Origin of the sequence: Erwinia plantamica (assembly GCF_043420595.1) — a bacterium.
GTDB lineage: Bacteria > Pseudomonadota > Gammaproteobacteria > Enterobacterales > Enterobacteriaceae > Erwinia > Erwinia aeris.
This window is the reverse complement of the sequence record NZ_JBGCUC010000009.1, coordinates 68,380-87,242: the sequence shown is the minus strand read 5'-3', so window position 1 is coordinate 87,242 and position 18,863 is coordinate 68,380. Positions and strand designations below refer to the sequence as shown.

23 protein-coding genes are annotated in these 18,863 nt (G+C 54.3%); 11 read left to right on the top strand and 12 right to left on the bottom strand.

All coding sequences use genetic code 11. From position 1 onward, the window contains the following. Positions 1-154 precede the first annotated feature (154 nt). Together treA and AB3U87_RS11720 are read left to right on the top strand one after the other, a co-directional pair. Positions 155-1,801 (top strand): alpha,alpha-trehalase TreA, encoded by a 1,647-nt coding sequence (gene treA / locus AB3U87_RS11725; protein WP_301251747.1) that lies wholly within the window; start codon positions 155-157, stop codon positions 1,799-1,801. A gap of 265 nt (positions 1,802-2,066) precedes the next feature. Beyond that, the gene (locus tag AB3U87_RS11720) at positions 2,067-4,175 is read left to right on the top strand and encodes a TonB-dependent siderophore receptor (protein WP_253454526.1); all 2,109 of its coding nucleotides are present in this window, start codon (positions 2,067-2,069) and stop codon (positions 4,173-4,175) included. Between the two features lie 63 nt (positions 4,176-4,238). Here AB3U87_RS11720 and AB3U87_RS11715 read toward each other — a convergent pair whose 3' ends face one another. Further along, positions 4,239-4,487 (bottom strand): GlsB/YeaQ/YmgE family stress response membrane protein, encoded by a 249-nt coding sequence (locus tag AB3U87_RS11715; RefSeq protein WP_253454527.1) that lies wholly within the window; start codon positions 4,485-4,487, stop codon positions 4,239-4,241. A 184-nt stretch (positions 4,488-4,671) separates the two neighbouring features. On the opposite strand from AB3U87_RS11715, the gene AB3U87_RS11710 reads away from it, so the two are divergent. Beyond that, positions 4,672-5,409: a flagellar brake protein gene (locus AB3U87_RS11710; protein WP_394149116.1), complete on the top strand. Its 738-nt coding sequence runs from the start codon at positions 4,672-4,674 to the stop codon at positions 5,407-5,409. A 49-nt stretch (positions 5,410-5,458) separates the two neighbouring features. On the opposite strand, the gene emtA is transcribed toward AB3U87_RS11710, so the two are convergent. Continuing rightward, positions 5,459-6,058 (bottom strand): membrane-bound lytic murein transglycosylase EmtA, encoded by a 600-nt coding sequence (gene emtA, locus AB3U87_RS11705; RefSeq protein WP_125289821.1) that lies wholly within the window; start codon positions 6,056-6,058, stop codon positions 5,459-5,461. A gap of 314 nt (positions 6,059-6,372) precedes the next feature. Here emtA and ldcA point away from each other — a divergent pair, with 314 nt between their 5' ends. Then, complete coding sequence (gene ldcA / locus AB3U87_RS11700) at positions 6,373-7,293, top strand: muramoyltetrapeptide carboxypeptidase (protein WP_369896071.1); 921 nt, start codon at positions 6,373-6,375, stop codon at positions 7,291-7,293. After that, a complete protein-coding gene (locus AB3U87_RS11695) occupies positions 7,290-7,952 on the top strand; it encodes an MBL fold metallo-hydrolase (RefSeq protein WP_253454530.1) in 663 nt (220 codons plus the stop codon). The genes ldcA and AB3U87_RS11695 overlap by 4 nt, the downstream gene beginning before the upstream one ends. A 14-nt stretch (positions 7,953-7,966) precedes the next feature. Here AB3U87_RS11695 and AB3U87_RS11690 read toward each other — a convergent pair whose 3' ends face one another. The 3 genes from AB3U87_RS11690 to AB3U87_RS11680 form a co-directional block, all read right to left on the bottom strand. Next, positions 7,967-8,380 carry a GNAT family N-acetyltransferase gene (locus AB3U87_RS11690; protein ID WP_394149113.1) on the bottom strand — a complete coding sequence of 138 codons (414 nt, stop codon included), beginning with the start codon at positions 8,378-8,380 and terminating at the stop codon, positions 7,967-7,969. A gap of 70 nt (positions 8,381-8,450) precedes the next feature. Then, a complete protein-coding gene (locus AB3U87_RS11685; protein WP_253454532.1) occupies positions 8,451-8,855 on the bottom strand; it encodes a hypothetical protein in 405 nt (134 codons plus the stop codon). 90 nt (positions 8,856-8,945) lie between these two features. Further along, positions 8,946-9,161 (bottom strand): YgdI/YgdR family lipoprotein, encoded by a 216-nt coding sequence (locus AB3U87_RS11680; protein ID WP_253454533.1) that lies wholly within the window; start codon positions 9,159-9,161, stop codon positions 8,946-8,948. A 193-nt stretch (positions 9,162-9,354) separates the two neighbouring features. On the opposite strand from AB3U87_RS11680, the gene AB3U87_RS11675 reads away from it, so the two are divergent. Continuing rightward, positions 9,355-9,600: a DinI-like family protein gene (locus AB3U87_RS11675; protein ID WP_125289676.1), complete on the top strand. Its 246-nt coding sequence runs from the start codon at positions 9,355-9,357 to the stop codon at positions 9,598-9,600. Between the two features lie 288 nt (positions 9,601-9,888). Beyond that, positions 9,889-10,125, top strand: a complete 237-nt coding sequence (locus tag AB3U87_RS11670; protein WP_253454535.1) for a hypothetical protein — start codon at positions 9,889-9,891, stop codon at positions 10,123-10,125. On the opposite strand, the gene AB3U87_RS11665 is transcribed toward AB3U87_RS11670, so the two are convergent. The 3 genes from AB3U87_RS11665 to AB3U87_RS11655 form a co-directional block, all read right to left on the bottom strand. Next, positions 10,126-10,335: a hypothetical protein gene (locus AB3U87_RS11665; protein ID WP_370733925.1), complete on the bottom strand. Its 210-nt coding sequence runs from the start codon at positions 10,333-10,335 to the stop codon at positions 10,126-10,128. Between the two features lie 544 nt (positions 10,336-10,879). Then, entirely contained in the window at positions 10,880-11,167 is a 288-nt protein-coding gene (locus tag AB3U87_RS11660) for a phage holin family protein (RefSeq protein ID WP_253454536.1), read from the bottom strand. Next, entirely contained in the window at positions 11,154-11,534 is a 381-nt protein-coding gene (locus tag AB3U87_RS11655; protein ID WP_394149109.1) for a putative holin, read from the bottom strand. Before AB3U87_RS11655 ends, AB3U87_RS11660 begins: the two co-directional genes overlap by 14 nt. 523 nt (positions 11,535-12,057) lie before the next feature. Here AB3U87_RS11655 and AB3U87_RS11650 point away from each other — a divergent pair. From AB3U87_RS11650 to budC, 4 genes are all read left to right on the top strand, one after another. Continuing rightward, entirely contained in the window at positions 12,058-12,504 is a 447-nt protein-coding gene (locus AB3U87_RS11650; RefSeq protein ID WP_253454537.1) for a PACE efflux transporter, read from the top strand. Between the two features lie 186 nt (positions 12,505-12,690). Further along, positions 12,691-13,200 carry a P-loop nucleotide/nucleoside kinase family protein gene (locus tag AB3U87_RS11645; RefSeq protein WP_253454538.1) on the top strand — a complete coding sequence of 170 codons (510 nt, stop codon included), beginning with the start codon at positions 12,691-12,693 and terminating at the stop codon, positions 13,198-13,200. Positions 13,201-13,210: 10 nt separating this feature from the next. Next, complete coding sequence (locus AB3U87_RS11640; protein ID WP_301251739.1) at positions 13,211-13,696, top strand: GNAT family N-acetyltransferase; 486 nt, start codon at positions 13,211-13,213, stop codon at positions 13,694-13,696. A gap of 131 nt (positions 13,697-13,827) precedes the next feature. Further along, positions 13,828-14,592, top strand: a complete 765-nt coding sequence (budC, locus tag AB3U87_RS11635; RefSeq protein ID WP_253454540.1) for a meso-2,3-butanediol dehydrogenase — start codon at positions 13,828-13,830, stop codon at positions 14,590-14,592. Positions 14,593-14,617: 25 nt separating this feature from the next. Here budC and AB3U87_RS11630 read toward each other — a convergent pair whose 3' ends face one another. The 4 genes from AB3U87_RS11630 to AB3U87_RS11615 form a co-directional block, all read right to left on the bottom strand. Beyond that, the gene (locus tag AB3U87_RS11630) at positions 14,618-14,902 is read right to left on the bottom strand and encodes a hypothetical protein (protein WP_394149105.1); all 285 of its coding nucleotides are present in this window, start codon (positions 14,900-14,902) and stop codon (positions 14,618-14,620) included. Between the two features lie 62 nt (positions 14,903-14,964). Further along, a complete protein-coding gene (locus AB3U87_RS11625) occupies positions 14,965-15,642 on the bottom strand; it encodes an SOS response-associated peptidase family protein (RefSeq protein ID WP_253454542.1) in 678 nt (225 codons plus the stop codon). A gap of 823 nt (positions 15,643-16,465) precedes the next feature. Beyond that, entirely contained in the window at positions 16,466-17,875 is a 1,410-nt protein-coding gene (locus AB3U87_RS11620; RefSeq protein WP_394149102.1) for a 6-phospho-beta-glucosidase, read from the bottom strand. Positions 17,876-17,981: 106 nt separating this feature from the next. Continuing rightward, positions 17,982-18,857, bottom strand: coding sequence for an ROK family protein (locus AB3U87_RS11615; RefSeq protein ID WP_394149208.1), 876 nt, complete (start codon positions 18,855-18,857; stop codon positions 17,982-17,984). Positions 18,858-18,863: the final 6 nt, after the last annotated feature.

Below are 18,863 nucleotides of genomic sequence, written 5' to 3'. Positions count from 1 at the left end.
CAGTTTGTACCCCTTTTCTTTCACGCGCCGTTGATAAAAAGCCTGGCGCATCACATTTCGCGGCACCGGTCCGGGCGAACTCCGGAATTTCGTCTAAAGTTTGTTTCAGGGTCAATAACTTACAGCTATTCGATTGGGATAGGGAGAACGACTAATGCAGAAAGTTGAAAAACGTCAATGGAAAACCGTGCTGTCGCTGCCGTTGCTGATTGCCGCGCTGACGCAGGCCGGCTTCGCCGCTGCCGCCGATGGGCAGCCGCAGCCGCCTGATATGACGCTGGGGCCGCTGTTTAAGGCGGTGCAGGCCGCTAAACTGTTTCCCGATCAAAAGACCTTCGCCGACGCCCTGCCGAAAACCAGTCCCAGCCTGATCCTGGCAGACTGGCAGATGCAGAGAAAACAGCGCAATTTCGACCTGCGCCGATTTGTGAATACCAACTTCACGCTGCCCACCAACGGCCCGGCCTACGTGCCACCTGCCGGACAGAGCCTGCGTGAACATATCGACGGGCTGTGGCCGGTACTGACCCGTAACGCCACGCCGGTTAACCAGTGGGATTCTCTGCTGGCGTTGCCCAAGCCTTATGTCGTGCCGGGCGGCCGCTTCCGGGAGATTTACTATTGGGACAGCTATTTCACGATGCTTGGCCTGGCGGAAAGCGGCCACTGGGATCGCGTGCAGGATATGGTAGATAACTTCGCCTCGCTGCTGGATAAATATGGCCATATCCCTAACGGCAACCGCAGCTATTATCTCAGCCGCTCGCAGCCGCCTTTCTTCAGCCTGATGGTCGACCTGCTGGCGACTCATAAAGGCGACAGCGTCTATCGTCAGTACCTGCCGGAGCTGCAGAAAGAGTATGACTACTGGATGAACGGCGCTGACCACCTCAAAGCGGGCGAAGCCAGCAAGCGGCTGGTGAAGCTGAAAGACGGCGCGCTGCTGAACCGCTATTGGGACGCCCGTGACGTGCCGCGTACCGAATCTTATATGGACGACATCGCGACGGTGGAAAAAGCTAAAGGACGCGATAAGGGCGAGCTTTATCGCGATCTTCGCTCGGGCGCGGCCTCCGGCTGGGATTTCAGCTCACGCTGGTTCGCTAAGCCGGACGATATCTCCTCGATTCAAACCACCGCTATTTTGCCGGTCGATCTGAACTCGCTGATGTTTCATCTGGAAAAAACGCTGGCGCGCGCCAATAAAGAGGCCGGTCAGGCGGACGCCAGCGAGCGCTTTGCGCAGCGGGCCGAACAGCGCCAGCAGGCGATTAACCGCTATTTCTGGGATGAAAAACAGGGCTGGTACGCCGACTATGACTGGAAGATGGCGCAAGTCCGTCCGCAGCTGACGGCCGCGACGCTGTTCCCGCTTTATCTCAAGGCGGCAACGGCGGATCAGGCCAACCGCACGGCGACGGCGGTCCAGGCGCAGCTGGTGAAGGAAGGCGGCCTGGTAACAACCAACGTCAACAACGGCCAGCAGTGGGATGCGCCAAACGGCTGGGCGCCGTTGCAGTGGGCAGCCGTGGAAGGGCTGAACAACTACGGCAAGCAGACGCTGGCGAAAGATATCGGCATGCGCTTTTTGAAAAACGTGCAGACCACCTATGACAAAGAGCACAAGCTGGTCGAAAAATATGTGGTGGAAGGCAATAACCTGGGCGGCGGCGGCGGCGGCGAATACCCGCTACAGGACGGCTTCGGCTGGACCAACGGCGTCACGCTGAAGTTAATGGATCTCTACTGCCCGAAAGGGGTGGTATGTAATAACGTCGGCGATATCACTAAAGGCCAGTAAGCCTTTCTTCAGGCGGTCCAGGATCGCCTGATTTCCCCCTGCTTGTTTCTCTCCCTTCGTTGCTTACCAGAAAATCACGCACGCTTGCCTGATTCCTCCTGCTTATTTTTCCCCTTCACGCCGTTTATCAGAAAAATCACGGATTGTACGCCGTAGTTGTAAAGATAATAATTATCATTAAGATTGTCATACTCTTTACACTTTTGCTGCCAGCCGTTAACAAGTCGGGCAGCGCTTTCTGTTTGAACTCTGAAAGGGAAGAAGCATGGTTTTCGCTCAAAAACGCCTGCTGTTCTGTACTACGCTGTTTGTCTCGCCCGTTGCCCTTTGCGCCGCCGATACGCTGGTCGTTACCGCCGCTCCTGCCGAAACGGCCACTACGCCGACCTCCGGCTATAACGCCACCACCAGCCAGGGCGCAATGAAAACCGACCGGCCGCTGGCGCTTACCGCGCAGGCCGTTTCCGTTGTCACCCGACAGCAGATGGAGGATCAGGGCGCAACCGACGTCAACCAGGCGCTGAGCTATACCGCCGGTGCTTTTACGAATTTTGCCGGCGCAGCCAGCCGCTACGATACCGTTTCGCTGCGCGGCTTCCACGGCGGCGACGTGGATAATATCTTCCTGGACGGCTTGCGGCTGATGAGCGATCCCGGCAGCTACAATATACTGCAGGTCGATCCCTGGTTTCTGGAACGTATCGACGTAATTAAAGGCCCCTCATCGGCGCTTTATGGTCAAACGGTGCCCGGCGGGCTGGTGATGGAAAGTTCGAAGCGTCCGCAGTTCAGCCAGCAGGGCCATTTCCGCGCCTCGGCGGGCAACCATAACAGCACCAGCACCGCCTTTGATTATACCGACGCCATTAACGAACAGTGGGCATTCCGGCTGACCGGCCTTAGCCGCCACAGCGATACGCAATACGATCATACGCGCGAAGAGAAATACGCCCTTTCCCCTTCCCTGCTCTGGCAGCCGGATGAAGATACCTCTCTGCTGCTGCGCGCTTATCTACAGAAGGATCCTTCCGGTGGCTATCACGGCGCGGTGCCCGGCGACGGCAGTATTACTGAACATAACGGACGCAAGCTGAGTACCGGCTTTTACGATGGCGACAGTTCTCTGGATCAATTTAAACGGCGCGAGCAGATTTACAGCTATGAATTTGCCCATCGCTTTAACGATACCTGGGCTTTCCGCTCCAACGCCAGCTACGCCCATTCCAATGTCGATCTCGATCAGGTTTACCAAATTGGCTGGGATACGGCTGACGCGGATCGGCTGAACCGCTATTACTCCGGCTCCCGCTCGTCACTCGATGCCTTTGCGCTGGATAATCAGCTGGAGGCGGATTTCGCCACGGGCGAGCTGGCACACAAAGTCGTGCTGGGCGCGGAGTACCATCAGTATAAAAACGATCTTTACGAAGCCAGCGGCAACGCCAGCCAGCTGAACGCGCGCACGGGTGAAGCGCTGGGGCCGCAGCCGGATTACGATTTTTCCCGCTCGCAGCGCCGCTACTATCAGACCGGCGTTTATTTGCAGGACGAGATGAGCTGGCAGCAGTGGCATCTGGATCTGTCCGGGCGCTATGACCGTATCGTATCGCAAACGGAGAACGATGCGACGGCAGACAAGCATCGCCGCCAGGACGATCATCTCAGCGGGCGCGCCGCGCTGCTTTACGCCTTTGCCAACGGCGTTTCGCCTTACGTCAGCTACAGCCAGGCGATTACGCCGCAGTCCCTTTCCGACATTAACGGCAATCTGCTACAGCCGACGACCTCGGAGCAGTATGAAACCGGCGTGAAATATCAGCCGCCGGGCACCTCGGATCTCTATAGCGCGGCAGTGTACGATTTAACGCAGAAAGATGTGGGCAACCGCGTGGTTAAGGAATCCTATTACGACCCGGCAGGCAAAGTGCATTCGCAGGGGCTGGAGCTGGAAGCCCATCACCAGTGGACGCCGCGCCTGAGCACGCTGGCCAGCTACACGCTTAATCACGTCCGTTATAAGGATGCCGTGGACGGCAACGACGGCCACACGCCTTATGTGACGCCAAATTCGATGGCTTCTTTCTGGGGTAAATATCAGTTTGCGTGGGGCGTCAGCGCGGGCGCGGGCGTACGCTATATCGGCAAGCAGTGGGCAGACAATGAAAACACCACGCGCCTGCCCTCCGTCACGCTGTTTGACGCTTCGGTACGGGCCGATCTTGGCGTCTGGAACCCCAGCCTGAAAGGCGCGTTTGTGCAGCTTAACGCGACTAACCTCACCGACCGTCACTACGTCGCGGCCTGCTACGGCACGGGCTACTGCTACTGGGGAGCGGAACGTTCGGTGATGGCCACCGTCGGCTACGATTTCTGAGGCAGATAAGAAAAACCCCACGCCGGAGCGTGGGGTTTCTCAGTAAGCTTTACCGCTGCGCGATTAGCTTCTGACTTTACGGTAGATCCACAGCACAACGATGGCGCCAATGACCGCCACGATAAAGCTGCCGAAGTTGAAGCCGTCTACCTTGCCGAAACCGAACAGCGTACTGATCCAGCCGCCGACCACGGCGCCGACTACGCCCAGGATCACGGTGATAATAATACCGCCACCATCTTTACCCGGCATAACCCACTTAGCGATGATACCGGCAATCAGACCGAAAATGATCCATGACAAAATTCCCATTTACTGCTCCTTTGCTTGTACTGATTAGACGGCATAAGTATAGGCAAGATTTCTAACTCTGTGATTTAAAGCCAAACTTTTTGCAATTTTTTTTTCGGACCGGCTAAAGCGTCACGCGCCGATGCCGATAATTTGACGTAACACCGCCAGGTGCGGGTTTGCTGACACCCAATCGGAGTAGGACGTGAAAGAAGAAGAAAAAGAACAATATCTCAAGCGTGGCCCGCTCGCCGTGCTTGCCGTATTAAAAAATCTGCTGAAAAATCAGACGCCTGTTCTGGTTTGCCATGCGAGGGGCCAGTTTATTACGCGGCTGCTGTATGCGGATAAAGAGCGTCTGATCGTCGACTACGGCAGCAATGAGTATGAAAACCAGCTGGCGCTGGAAATGAATGAACTGCATCTGGCCGCAGAAACCTACGGCGCAAAAGTCGAGTTTACGCTTAACGCCCTTGAAAACGACAGTCATGAAGGCCTGCCTGCCTTTGGCGCCGGGCTGCCCGACGAGCTGTTGATGATCCAACGACGTGAGTTCTTTCGCGTGGCCGTCCCGCTTGACCCCATTTTTTACTGCTATGTCAAATGGCCGGACGGCAGCGGCCAGGGCCGGATGCGAGTCCAGGATCTCTCGCTGGGCGGTATCGGCGTGTTAAGCGATTCTCCCATTCCGGAAAGCCTGGAGGGTGGCGAAATCTTTAAGAAAGTGTGTGTTGAACTGGGCGAATATGGTCGCCTTGAGGCGGACGCCACGCTGATTAACGTCGGCGAGCGCAGCGTGGTAGGCAATAAAAATGAAACCGTGGTCACGCCGCGCCTGAGCTTTCGCTTCGCCTCGCTGGATTTCAGCCAGGAGCGCCTGTTACAGAACGTGATTTTCTCGCTGGAACGTCTGGCGCGCGAAAAAGCCACCCGCTTTCAGTAGCCGTAAGCCATCCTGCTGACGCAGCAAGCTTTATCAGGTCGCGCGTCCGCTAAATTGTCCGGTAGGCCGTGGTCACCTTCCACAAATAGCGCGGCGCCTGCGCTGCCGGATGCTTGTTCTGTACATGCTGATAAAACTCTTCCGGCGTCATGGCGTTGATCATGGCGATAGCCCGATCCCTGTCGCGTGAGAACGTTCTCAGCAGCGCGCCTGCGCCATTAGCGTAGGAAACAATAGTGGCGTAGCGCAGCGTTTTCGGATCGCGGATCCCCGACAGCGAACTATCCTGCAAAATTTTCAGATAAGCCGTACCAATATCGATATTTTTCACCGGATCGCGCAGTTCCGAGGTGCTTGGCTGCCCGCGACGGCCCTGTACCCGATAGACTTCCCGGCCCGCCGTAGAGGCTTTTATCTGCATCAATCCAATGGCATTCGACTTACTGACTACCGTTGGATTGCCGCCCGATTCCACGGAAATGATCGCCTCAACCAGCTTCTGATCGACGCCGTAGTTATGCGCGGCGTTTTCCGTAAACAGCGACCAGGCCTGAGCAACCTTCCCCGGCGGCGCCTTGGTGAGCGGGGTTTGCCGCTGATGTTCATTCGGTTTATGCGGCTGGCTGGCGCACCCTGCCAGCAGGAGCATACTCACGATCGCCACTGTTTTTATGCTCTTCACGCTATTTTATTCCTCTCAGCTTTAGCTTCGCGTTTTATCATAGCGGCGATTTGCCGGGATAATATTACCGAAACTCTTAATTTAGCGCAGCGGTGGATGACTTCAGCTGCGCTTTTCGTCATTATCAGCCGTATTGGACCCTGGATTGCGTAAAATGATTCATTAACCCTGCGCAGAAAACAGATGTCCCGCCTGAAAGTACAAGGCTAACAGCTTTACCGCGACGAAAAACCGTTGAATAAGGGCCAAAATTTAACCAATTAAGGATAAAAGTGAAGATTATGTCCGTTACTCCACGCACTTTTCATTTGATCGCGCCTTCCGGCTATTGTCAGAATCAGGCGGCCGCGCAGCTCGCCGTGCGGCGTTTGCAGGAGCAGGGTCATCAGGTGACTAACCTGCAAACGATCGCCCGTCGCAGCCAACGTTTTGCCGGTAGCGACGAGCAGCGGCTACAGGATTTGGATTTACGACAGGTCGAAGCGGATATTGTGCTGACGGTTCGCGGCGGCTACGGCGCCACCAGGCTGCTTCCCGGTTTCGATGCCGCCGCGCTGGCGGCGCGTCTGCGCGAGCGCCCGCTGGCAATTTGCGGCCACAGCGACTTTACCGTGATCCAGATGGCGCTGCTGAAGGCGGGCGGACAAACCTTCAGCGGCCCGATGCTGGCAGGCAATTTTGGCGCGGAGGTCGTTTCTGATTTCACCCTCGATCATTTCTGGCGGGCGCTGACCTCGCCCGAATTCACGCTGGAATGGCCCACCGCGCCGCAGGATGTAGACGTTTCGGGCACGGTTTGGGGCGGAAATCTGGCGATGCTGACTTCGCTGATCGGTACGCCGTGGCTGCCGGAGATCGACGGCGGCATCCTGGTGATTGAGGATATTAACGAGCACCCTTTCCGCGTGGAGAGAATGCTGCTGCAGCTGGCGCAGCACGGCGTGCTGGCACGGCAGAAAGCCATTGTCACCGGCAGTTTTACTGGCGTAAAACTCAGCGAGTACGACAACGGCTATGACTTTGACAGCGTGTGGACGCTAATACGCGAGCTGACCGGCCTGCCGGTGGTGACCGGGCTGGAATTTGGCCATCACTGGAACACCGTCACGCTGCCGCTTGGCGCGCATGGCCAGCTGCGGGTCGCAGGCGATGTCGCCAGGCTGACTCTGTCAGGGCATGCGGTACTGCGGGAGCATTCATGAAGCAGCTGTATGAAGATCTGTGGATCTCAACGCCGGAGTTTCCGCCGGGCGAACGCGATCCGGAAGTGATGATGCACGGTTTTCTGCTGAAGCTTTCACGCGGCAACGTGCTGATTTCACGCGTTGAGGATCATGAAGACCATAATATTATCAGCGATCTCGGCGGGATTTTTCGCCACTATCTGACCCACTGGCACGAGGCTGGCCCGGGCGCGCGACTGCTGCAGCAGCGTTTTAATTCGGCGCTCTATTGCCACAACCGCGCGCTTGGCCCCGTCAGCTCGTTCGCCGAAGCGGACGACACCTTTAATCAGGCGGAAGTGCACTGCGGCAGCCTGCACGTGGTGCCCACGCCGGGCCATACGCCGGGCAGCACCACCTACCTTTATGCTTCGCCCTATGGCAAAACCTATCTGTTTGTCGGCGATACTATCAGCCTCAGCCACCAGCGCTGGGTAACCGTGCTGGTGCCGGAAAGCAACGAGGCCGATCTGAAAAAAACGCTGGAGTTTTATCGGGCGCTGCGCCCGGACGTGGTGCTGATGGGAACCACAAAAGGCCACCTTTCCTGGCAGGAAGTGACGATGCGGGAGTGGCTGGCGCTGCTGGATGAGGCGGAGAACTCGCCGCTGGATCTGCGTCAGCGGCCAGGAGAATAATCGTCGTCTTCCTGCTACAGCGTTTTCGTCAGGTAAAACCGCTGGTGCACGCGCGGATAGTTATCCAGTACCAGCCGGACAACGTAGCCCTGTTTTTCATAGAAAGGCCGGGCCTGGAAGCTGGCGGTATCGACCTGAGCGTAGAGGCAGCCGCGTCGACGGGCCTCTTCTTCCACCGCCTGCATCAGCGCCGTGCCTGTCCCCTGCCCACGCAATGCTTCGCTTACCCAAAGCATATTAATGCGCAACCAGTTGCCCACCGTTGAACCCGTCAGGCCGGCAAGTTTTTTGCCGCTGGCGTCTTCAATAAATGCCCCGATACTTTTTAACTCGCCGATAGCCATAAAATGCGAGTTATAAGCCAGCAGGCCGGCTTCAATTTCCGCCAGTTCGTCCGCCCCAGGCTGGTGCGTTATTCTGATAGTCATAGACTCCTCTTTTATACGTAAAAGTTTGCGGCCCGCGCCGGCCTCCCGGCAAGATTGCCCGACTGACTACTCAGGATTCGACCTTTCCCGACGCATCGGTTCGTTGCAATGTTACCGTGCTGTTTTCGCGTTCGCCGGTGCGGCTACAGGAAACCAGGTTTTTCTTACCGTCATACGAGAAAAAGGTCTCATTGGTGCTTTTGTTCATCACCATCTGGTCTCCGTTGCGAAACAGCACGATAGCCACTTTATCGCCGTTATCGGTACGGGACTGCTGGCTGCCGGACGCAATCTGGAAGTTATCGCCCGCCCACAATACCGTGGTCAGGCCATACTGTGCGTTGGTCACGGTCATGGTTGGCCTGCCCGGACAGGTAATCTGATACTCGCTGTTTTGTAACGGCGCAGTGCCTTCAGAGGATTGAGCGAAAAAAGAACAGGCGCAAAGGCCGCCGAGGGCAAGTAAACGAAGCATGAGCATTCTCCGGGCAAGTGTCTGACAGGTCTGGCACAGTATCCTGCCCGCGTCGTGGTTGGGCCGCAATCGGAAGTGGCCTGGTCTGCGTTACAGGCTGCTCATCTCTTTAATATCCGCCTGGTTTACCGCCTGCTGCCTGCCGGATTCATCGGTGTAGATAACCATACCGGTCGCCTTATCAATTTCCGGCTTCCCTTCAACAACCTTTGTGCTGCCGTCGCGCATATGAATGATATGGTCATTTGCGCAGCCGCTCAGTAAAGTGGCCACGGCAATCAGTGGAAAAAGTAACAATTTTTTCATCTTTTCTCTCCTTAAGTTAACCGAGGGAAGTGTAGTCTATGTGCACAGCAATTTTTGATGATTGCTGCGCAGCGGGAGGGGCCGCAAGTGTCGACCAGATAAGGAAAGTTATCGCCGCCATCAACAAATTTCAGTTGAAGCCAGGCAGATTTAACTGTATTTTTATCCAGCATTGATAACCAGGATCCCTCTCATGTTTGTTGAACTGATTTACGATAAGCGCAACGTTGCGGGCTTACCAAACGCGCAGCAGCTGATTTTAGATGAACTGGAAAAGCGCATTAAGCGAGTTTTCCCCGATGCCGACGTCAAAGTAAAACCTATGCAGGCAAACGGCGTGAAAACGGACGCCAGCAAAAGCGACAAATCGGTAATGTTGAGAATTATTGAAGAAATGTTCGATGAAGCGGACCAGTGGCTGATTGCAGAAGAATTTTGATAACCCTCGCACTTCAGGCGTTATTATAACGATTTTTGCCCGTGGACGGTTGCGTTTTACCGTCTTCATGCCACTATTCTTCTATCAAGTTTCCCTGGTGTTGGCCCGTGATTATCCTCTTTGCGGGCATTTTTTTATCTGAAAACTGAAACCGCACTGATACATCCCCCTCTTTATTACTTTAATGAGTTGTTAAAATTTATTTAAATAAATTTAAATTTCGTAACAACCTAAAGTTTTCTCCGGACGAGCCGACGATCTGAGCAGGCAATTAATTGAGACGCAACTATGGCGGTTATATCTGTTCCTGCGCTGGGAGGGCTACTGGCGAAGGCTGAATGGCGTAAAGGCTCGCCGTTAACGAAGGAAGAAGTGGAAAAGATTCGGGATATCACCACGCAGGTTTTAGTACCGGATAATATAGCCCGCACGCTGGATCCTTTTTGCGGATACGCTAATGTCGATCCGCAAAAATGCTGGGAAACCTGGCAACGCTATCGGGCCGACGCGCTGGCCCGAAGGTAATCAGCGGTTTTCCTGCGTTTTTTGATGCTCAGCGATTTCGGCGTAAAGCAGATCGTAAACCTGTGCAGCGTAGGCCGAGCTGTCTCGCAACATTTGAATAGCATCCTCAAGCGTTTGCGGCTCCATCTGGCCTACAATTCGCCACCCCAAAGCGATGTTCTTCGCTTCTTCCAGTCGTTCCGGATGATAGACATACGCAGCTTCTGACACGAAATTCTCCTGATTTGAGTTTTGGCCCTATTTTACTGAGCAATGGCTGAGCATCTCAACCCTTGATTTAAACAGATTTAACTTTTTTGCCATTTTAACCCATCTTTTACCGGAAAATGTTTCTTTATCCGGCAAATCTACAGGGGATTAAAGAGAAAAACAGACTAATCCTGGCAGAAGAAAGTTGTAAACCCAATGAAGATTAACTACCGCTGGTAAATAATGTAAGGAAATCGTTCGTTTTACCATTATTAATGAAACTTTCCCGTAACAGAACATTTCTGGCGGATTTGGCTTTATTCGCATCGTGAAAGAAAGCGATTTATTAATAGCGGGAGCGGGGATTGACTGCCTTTTAATACAGCAGGTTATGTCTGAAAAGAACGCGCAACAGATTGATGGATAAGCGGCAGAGTGAACATGTATTTATTACGCTAATTTAGCTTAGGTAAGAATAATATATTAATACGGCGTATGACCTTAACAGTACCGTTCAAAAAAAGAACTCCTGCCAGTGAGACAAGCCGACCGGCAGGCGAAAATTTCATCTACCGGGGCGCAGCACGGCAAGGATCTCCGCTACGTTGCCTTTTGAGCGAAATACCGCCGCGCAGAACACCAGATTGATGAGGATAGAAGCCCAGCTGCTATGACTGTAATCATCAAAGAAATAACGAAACGGAACCGAACCATAGGCCAGCACCAGCAGATAGGCCAGCCATGATGCCCACCATTGATGGTGCGCGCCGGGCTTACGGAAAAACATCAGCCGCAGGGCAATTGCCGAGCAGGTGATCACATTGGTAATCACCATAGGATCATTTGTGACCATGAAAGCCTCCTTTGATGCGGGCCAGCCAGGCGGCCGGATCCTGCTGATTAAAGAATGTTAAGGTTTTAATGGCCAGCGCCGAGAGCAGTACCGCTCCAAGCCCATCCAGCGGCCTGTCGCTATATCCCAACAGGCCAGCCAGTTTGGCGCCTACAACATCGGCGCCGAACACGCCCACGATCCATGAGACAACAAAATAAGCAGCCCGCACGCGCAAAGCGATGTCAGCTGCGCCGGCAACATAAAACACCGATCCGGCAAAGGCGCCAAACAACACGCTGTAGTTCATGCCACCTAACTGACTCGCCACACTCGCTCCGGCTGAAGATACCACACCAATCCTCACTACCATTTCATGAATGAACATAGAGCCCCCTTTCTGCTTCAGCGTCTTCTCAAATGGACGAGAAAAAAATCCCGGCCTGCGCCAGGAATAAGAAAATTCGATTTAGCACAGCTGGAGTAGTTGATATTTTTACATTAGTGCGGGAAATGCGTACGCGTGAGGGCGCTGTAAATTTATTTGGTGCTGATTCTGAAAAGCCACGCAGCTAACCAGACGAGCTGTCAGTCCTGATAAGGGAACCGTGCGGTTCGACGCTATGACGCTGCCTGAAGGGTCATGAGGTCGTAAAGGAAAGGTAGACGGCGCGGCATTTATTCGGCGAAAGGCATCGCTTCTGCTGTGACCAGCAGTTTATCAAGTTTTTTTCGCTTTCAGTCTCAGAAATGACGCCACAGGGTGCGTCAACCTGTTTTATGCGTTCAGGATCCCGCGATAAAGACAAGAAATGATGGTAGACAAAGTTTCCGGTAAGCAGGATTGCTACCCTACCGGCCCGTAACCGCCTGCCTGCCGGGCGCAACCGTTGAGATTATCGGAAACTTTAATGGAAACAGTGTTAAACAAAACGTTGAAAGAAAGGGTTTTTCACTCAATACTTTTTGAGGTGGTGGCTAATGTCCTGATTGCGCTCATGCTGGCGGCGATATTAGCCGTGCCCGTAACGCAATCTGCCGTGCTGGCAGCGCTGTCCGCCGTCACGGCGATGCTGTGGAATGTTATTTTTAATCGCCTGTTTGATGCTGTTCAGATAAGAATGGGTTTCAGGCGGAGCCTGCCTGTCAGGATCCTCCACGCCGTCCTTTTTGAAGCCGGACTGCTTGCCGTCCTGATCCCGGTAACCGCCTGGTGGTTTACCGTCTCATTGTTGAAAGCCTTTATGTTGCAAATTGCGCTGGTCGCCTTTTTTCTGCCTTATACCGTTGTGTTTAACTATGTTTACGACTTTTTCCGGTTTCATTGGGTTTGCCGCTCCAGGGGCGCAGAGAGGTGATAATGCCGCGTATTATAACAAGCTGCCTGATTTTACTGGTTTTAGCCGTGCTGATTATCAATTATTCGGTGCCCATCAGGTTCGCTGTAGAGGATCTGCTTTACCATCTGGCGCTGTTTCTAATGCGCCTTCGCTCGCCCTGAACGGTTTGCTGTAAAAAGGGTATTGTCGTTAACGAGGAATGTTATGGTCGATTCTGCTGCTTCTCCACCCTTGCTGCATCTGCTGTGCGGTAAAATTGCTTCCGGTAAATCCACCCTGGCGCAGCAGCTTGCCAGTGCTCCCCGCACGCTTATCCTGTCTGAAGACAGCTGGCTGTTCGGGCTTTATGGCCCGGAAATGAAAAACGTCACGGATTACGTCAAATACGCTGCAAGGCTGCGCGATACGCTGACGCCTCATCTTGTTGCCCTCTTGACAACGGGCACTTCCGTAGTGCTTGATTTTCCGGCAAATACGCTTGCGCAACGCCAGTGGATGAAACAAATTGTGGACCAGGCCCGCTGTATGCACATCCTGCATTTCCTGGATGAGCCAGACAGTTTGTGTAAAACCCGGCTGGCGTTAAGAAACCAGGCAAAAAACCATGACTTTGCTGCTACAGAGGCCGAATATGAGCTTATCAGCCGCTATTTTGTTGCGCCGGTAAAAGAAGAAGGTTTTAACATCAAACGTTATTCCAGCCACGCTGGCTAAGGTCAAGCCGATGATCAGACGGGCACGCCCGGAAGAAGCGCGGGCGCTATGGCAACTACGCAACCTGGCTATCCGCGCCGGTTGTAGAGCGTCCTACGGTGAAGAGAAGGTCATGGCCTGGACGCCGGACAAAATGCCTGGTGGCTATCTTCAGGCCATTGTTCAGCACCCTTTTTTTGTGGCAGACGCGCCGGGTTTTCCCGTAGCGACAGGCTTTCTTGACAGCGAAAAGCACAGCGTGGAGGCCATTTTTACCCTGCCGGACCATATGGGCAAAGGGTACGCCACGCAAATTTTGACTGCCATAAAAAATGAGGCCCTCTCCAGGGGCATCACCACGCTCACCCTTTCCTCCACGCCGGACGCCATGACATTTTACCAGCGTCACGGCTTTACGCTGCTCAGAGAATCGGTTTACCACTCTGCGCTGGCGGGCGATCTGCTCTGCATGGAGATGCAGGCCGGGCTGTTACATTCAGAAAAAGTTACATTCTGAAACCCCTGAAAAACCAGCTAAATAACAATAAGTTAATTGCCTCCCCTTTTTGCCGGGCTTGCGATCCGTCACAGGCCTGCCAGGGTTAACGGAGCGTTTTAACAAGAGATTTATTCCAACAGGAGGTTAATATGGCCCGTTTTCAGCAAAAAGTCGTGGTGGTAACCGGTGCAGGTTCCGGTATTGGTCAGGCTGCGGCAGAACGCTTCGCCAGCGAAGGCGCTTCCGTGGTGCTGGTAGGCCGCACGAAAGAAAAGCTGGATAAGACGCTGGCGAAACTGGCTCAGGGTGAGCATCTGGTTGCAACTTGCGACGTGGGTGAGGCGGAACAGGTAGAACGGCTTGCCAAAAACGTACTGGATAAATATGGTCGGGTGGACGTGCTGGTAAATAATGCCGGCCAGATCGTGCAGGGCCGCATTCATGAGATCGCGCTGGACGACTGGAAACAGCTGATGAAGGTTGACCTGGACGGCGTGTTCTACTGCGTGCACTACTTTATGCCCGCGCTGCTGAAAAGCAAAGGCAACGTGGTTAACGTTTCTTCCGTTTCCGGGCTGGGTGGCGACTGGGGAATGAGCGTTTACAACGCCGCCAAGGGCGCGGTCACCAATTTTACCCGCTCGCTGGCGCTGGATTATGGCGAAGACGGCGTACGCGTAAACGCCATCTGTCCCGGCTTTACCTTTACCGATCTGACGGAAGAGATGAAAGATAACCAGCAGCTGCTGAATAAGTTCTATGAGCGTATTCCGCTGGCGCGTGCAGGTGAACCGGAAGATATCGCCAGCGCGATTGCCTTTATTGCCAGCGATGACGCCCGCTATATCACCGGCGTTAATCTGCCGGTCGATGGCGGTATCATGGCATCCAACGGTCAGCCTAAACAGGCCTGATGTTTCCGGCGGCACGGCGTGCCGCCTAATCCTCGTTATTGGCCGCTCGCCATTGATCAATCATTTCCGCCGTCACTTCTTTTACATAGCAAATCGGCGCCTCACCGCCCTGCCTGCTCCATGCGCTTCGTCCACCGCAGCGACTGCCGTTTCTGGCTGAATTAAACGGGCAGGCGCAGCTACCCGCATAGTCTGCGATGGACTCGGCTACAATCCGCTGCTGCACTTCCTCGTCCGACAGCCGGGCAGCCAGCGCCGGGTCTGCAAAAAAAAATATTATCGCCAGGCTTAATACCCATTTTAATCTCATAGCGCCTGTCCTTACGATCTTCTTGCTGTTTGCAGCGGAAAGGGATGTTTTTATGTGCGACCTCAGGCCGTTTCAACCTCATCAATCAGCTCGGGACGCTGATTTTTGACATTGCCCACGGCCTTACTAACCGGATGCCAGGCAAATTCATCAATCGGGACGGCCCCCTCTTTTACTATTTCGCTCGCCTGCTCCGGGGTGGTTTTTTCACTTATCCAGGCAAGCGCGGCCTCGGGCGTCAGCACCAGCGGCCGACGATCGTGAATATCAAGGAGTCCTTTATCGCTGGCGGCCGTTACGATCAAGAAGCCCTCATGGTCGTCCTCTTTGTTAAAAGGCGCTTTACCGATGGCCGCAAAAAAAAGCGGCCCGCCGCTCTGATGATAAATAAAGTAAGGCTGCTTGTTACTGCCGTCGCGTTTCCATTCGTACCAGCCGTCGGCCATGACTATCGCCCGCCCGCTGCGCCAGAGCGGCTTAAACATTTTGCCCGTCGCCGCCGTTTCCGATTTAGCGTTAATCAGCGGCTGCTTATGCCACCATTCCGGGCTGTATCCCCAATGGACAGGATCGAGATGAAGCGTCGCGTCACGTTCATTGAGCAACAGTACGCGCGTACCTGGCGCCACGTTATAGCGGCCAAGCGGCTCTGGATCGTAAGCGATATCCCGCTCGATACTGTTGCTCAAGGCTTCCAGATAAGCCTCACGGGATCGGTATTGAGTAAAACGTCCGCACATAATCGTCTCCTTTTCGATAAGCGTAGCAGCGAAAAACGGCAGGCCGCCCATGCCGTTCCCTTTTTTTCACGCGCTCGTAGCAGGCATGATTCGCCCTTTTGTAACGAAAGTTTATTAGTTACTGTCGCTTACCTTACCGCCGCAGGCTGAGCTGGACAGCCTGGCGGAAACAGCGTGATAGTACTGTTTTTTTATCAGGATCCTTATTGGGATTTATAAGCGTATATTATCTTTGCTTCGTCACTTACAGAGAACAGAGATGAAAAAAACGACCTTGCTTTTGCTGGCGTCCCTGATGGCTGTGCTGTCTGCTTCAGCATTCGCCTGTCCTAAGGGACAACATCCCCATGGCGGTACCGGTTCCCATCATAAAGGCGGCTATTGCTCTTACTGAGTCTTATTTTCAGAGCACCGCCCCCGAGTGATTTTTTATCAAGGCGCAAGCATTTATCAGCATGGCAAAGACCTGACACAGCAACATTGCGCCTTTTATAACGGCTTTAGATGAACAGGTTCAGCGCTCATCATCGCCGACTGCAAACAGCACTCCCCCCACCACAGATCGCCAGGCTCCCCCTGTCAGCGGTAAACTTAAAAAAGAACAGCATGCTGGCCGTCAGAAATCAGAGGGCAATGAACGGATAGCGCGCTAAAAACCTGTAACGGCGCTGAATAAAGTGTTTATCAGCCTCCGACAAGAAGGTTTCTTTACGCCTTTGAGCAGGTATGGCATCACCTTATTTTTTAAAAAAGGATAGCGATGGCATCAGGAAGATATCAGGTATACAGGCTGCCGCCCGACACGGACGGCAGGTGCTGGCCGTCAGGCATGCGCTTCGCGGTCCGCCAACAGCTGGTCGACAAACGCGACGATTTCCGGCTTATCCCGCTCTATTTGCGCTATTTTTTCGGCAAATTTCGGCAGATACGCCTTATGGGCATACAGTAGCGCATCCAGCACTTTGATGGCCGTATCGCCAGCCGGGATCAGCGGATTGATGGTAAACGCATGCAGCGCCGCGCCATAATCGCCGGTCACGGCCGCTTCGATAGTGGTTTCCTCCATCGCCTTCATCAGCTGGATCATGCCTCGCGCCGCAGGCGGCAGCGCTCCCCAACGCAGCGGCTCCGGGCCATGCGCGGTAATAGCTGCCGTCACTTCCACAATACAGTCGAAAGGCAGATCGGCAATGGCGCCGTTATTGCGCGTTGACACCACCATCTGTTTACCGGTGTTGTTCTGGATAGCGGCGATCAGATCGCAGGCCGCATCGCTGTAGTGTGCGCCGCCGCGCTGGCTCAGCTCTTCCGGTTTGTAGTTAAGGTTGACGTCCTTGTAGAGTTCAAACAGCCGCTTTTCGGTTTTTTTCACCACCTCGGCGCGCGTTTCATACTGCCTGAATTCTTCAACAGCGTGCGCCAGCATCGGCTCCTGTAAATAGTAATAGCGATGATAGCCGCACGGCAGAATGCCAAGGTGTTTGACCTGCTCATAGTGGAAAGGGATCTGGTGAATATTTTTCAGGCCTTCATCAGAGCGATCGCACTGTTCCGGCGCATAGATTTTATCGATCAGTTCGGCGGTGCGTTCATTTCCTTTGTTGTCCCAGACGCGGTGCCAGTGAAAATGGTTAAGCCCGGCGAACTTGAAGTTTAGTTCGGCCTCGGGGGTCTGCAGCAGCTCACAGGCCTGGGTGATATGGCTGAAAGGCACGTTGCACAGCCCCACCGTTTTTTCCCATTGACCATATTTTATCGCGGCTTCCGTCACCATCCCGGCCGGATTGGTAAAGTCGACCAGCCACGCGTTGGGACAAAGCACGCGCATATCGTCAATAATTTCCAGAATAACGGGAATGGTGCGGAACGCTTTAAACAGCCCGCCCGCACCGTTGGTTTCCTGCCCCAACAGGCCGTTAGCCAGCGGGATAACCTCATCTTTCAGGCGAGCATCCAGCAGCCCTACGCGAAACTGCGTGGTCACGTAGTCGGCATCTTTCAGCGCCGCTTTACGATCGAGCGTCAGATGAACCTGCCAGTCCAGTCCGGCTGCCGCAATCATACGCTTCGCCATATTGCCGACGATTTCCATTTTTTCGGCGCCGTCCGCAATATCCACCAGCCAGAGTTCCGCAATGGGTAACCGATCCTTGCGCAGGATCAGCCCTTCGATCAGTTCCGGGGTATAGCTGGATCCGCCGCCGATGGTGACAATCTTTATTTTGTTTTGCATACAAAAAGCTCCTTGAATGAGCGGACAGACAGAGAGTGGGCTGAAAGCAGGTAGCCCTGCCCCTCACCGCATGGATGATGAATGACTGAATAAAACCCGCTGGGCTTTATTTATGCCGGCTGTTCAGGTAGTGATACACCGCGCCCGTCAGCCCCGCGCTGTTGCCATGGCTGGCTCTGGCGACAGACACCGTCAGGCCATACCAGGCCAGATGCGCTTTGATCTCGTCGATAAAGCCTAGCCGTTCGGTTATGCCTCCCCCCAGGAAGACACATTCCGGATCGAACAGATGCGCCAGGTTATAAATGCCCGAGCAAAGATCCTGATAAAATTGCGTAACCAGCCGGACGCAAATTTTATTTCCCTGGTCATAACCGGCGAATATCTCTTCGCCCGTGACCGTTTCCAGCGGCCTGTCGCTTATCAGCGAATAGCGCCTGCGCAGGACCGCCAGCGTGCAGTTTTCATTCATGGTGTAGCTGTTCAGCCGTCCCGCGCCCGGCCGCTCGCTGAGCAGGTAGCCGAATTCGCCCGCCCTGAAACGATGCCCGCGCACCAGCTCGCCGTTGCAAAAGAGCGCGCCGCCAATGCCCGTGCCGATAGTCATCATCAGAAAATCCCGCATCGTCTGTGCGTGGCCCAGCCAGCGTTCGGCCAGCAACGCGCAGTTGGCGTCGTTTTCTACGCTAACGGGCAGGCCGGTTTTATTTTGTAGCCACGCCTGTAAAGCAAAGCCGTCAAAATCGCGCAGGGAGCCGCCCATCGTAATAAAGCCCGTCCAGGGATCGACGTAGCCGGGAACGCTCAGGGCTATTCCTTCGCATTCGGAATGGCTCGCCAGCCATGCCTGAATCGACGCCAGTATGTGCTCGCCGGAAAAATTCGGGACCGCCGTTTTTTCCTGCGCCAGGATCTCGCCCTTCTCGTTCAGCACGCCCATTTTTAAGGCGGTTCCGCCAATATCGTAAGCTGCAATTCTCATCATTCA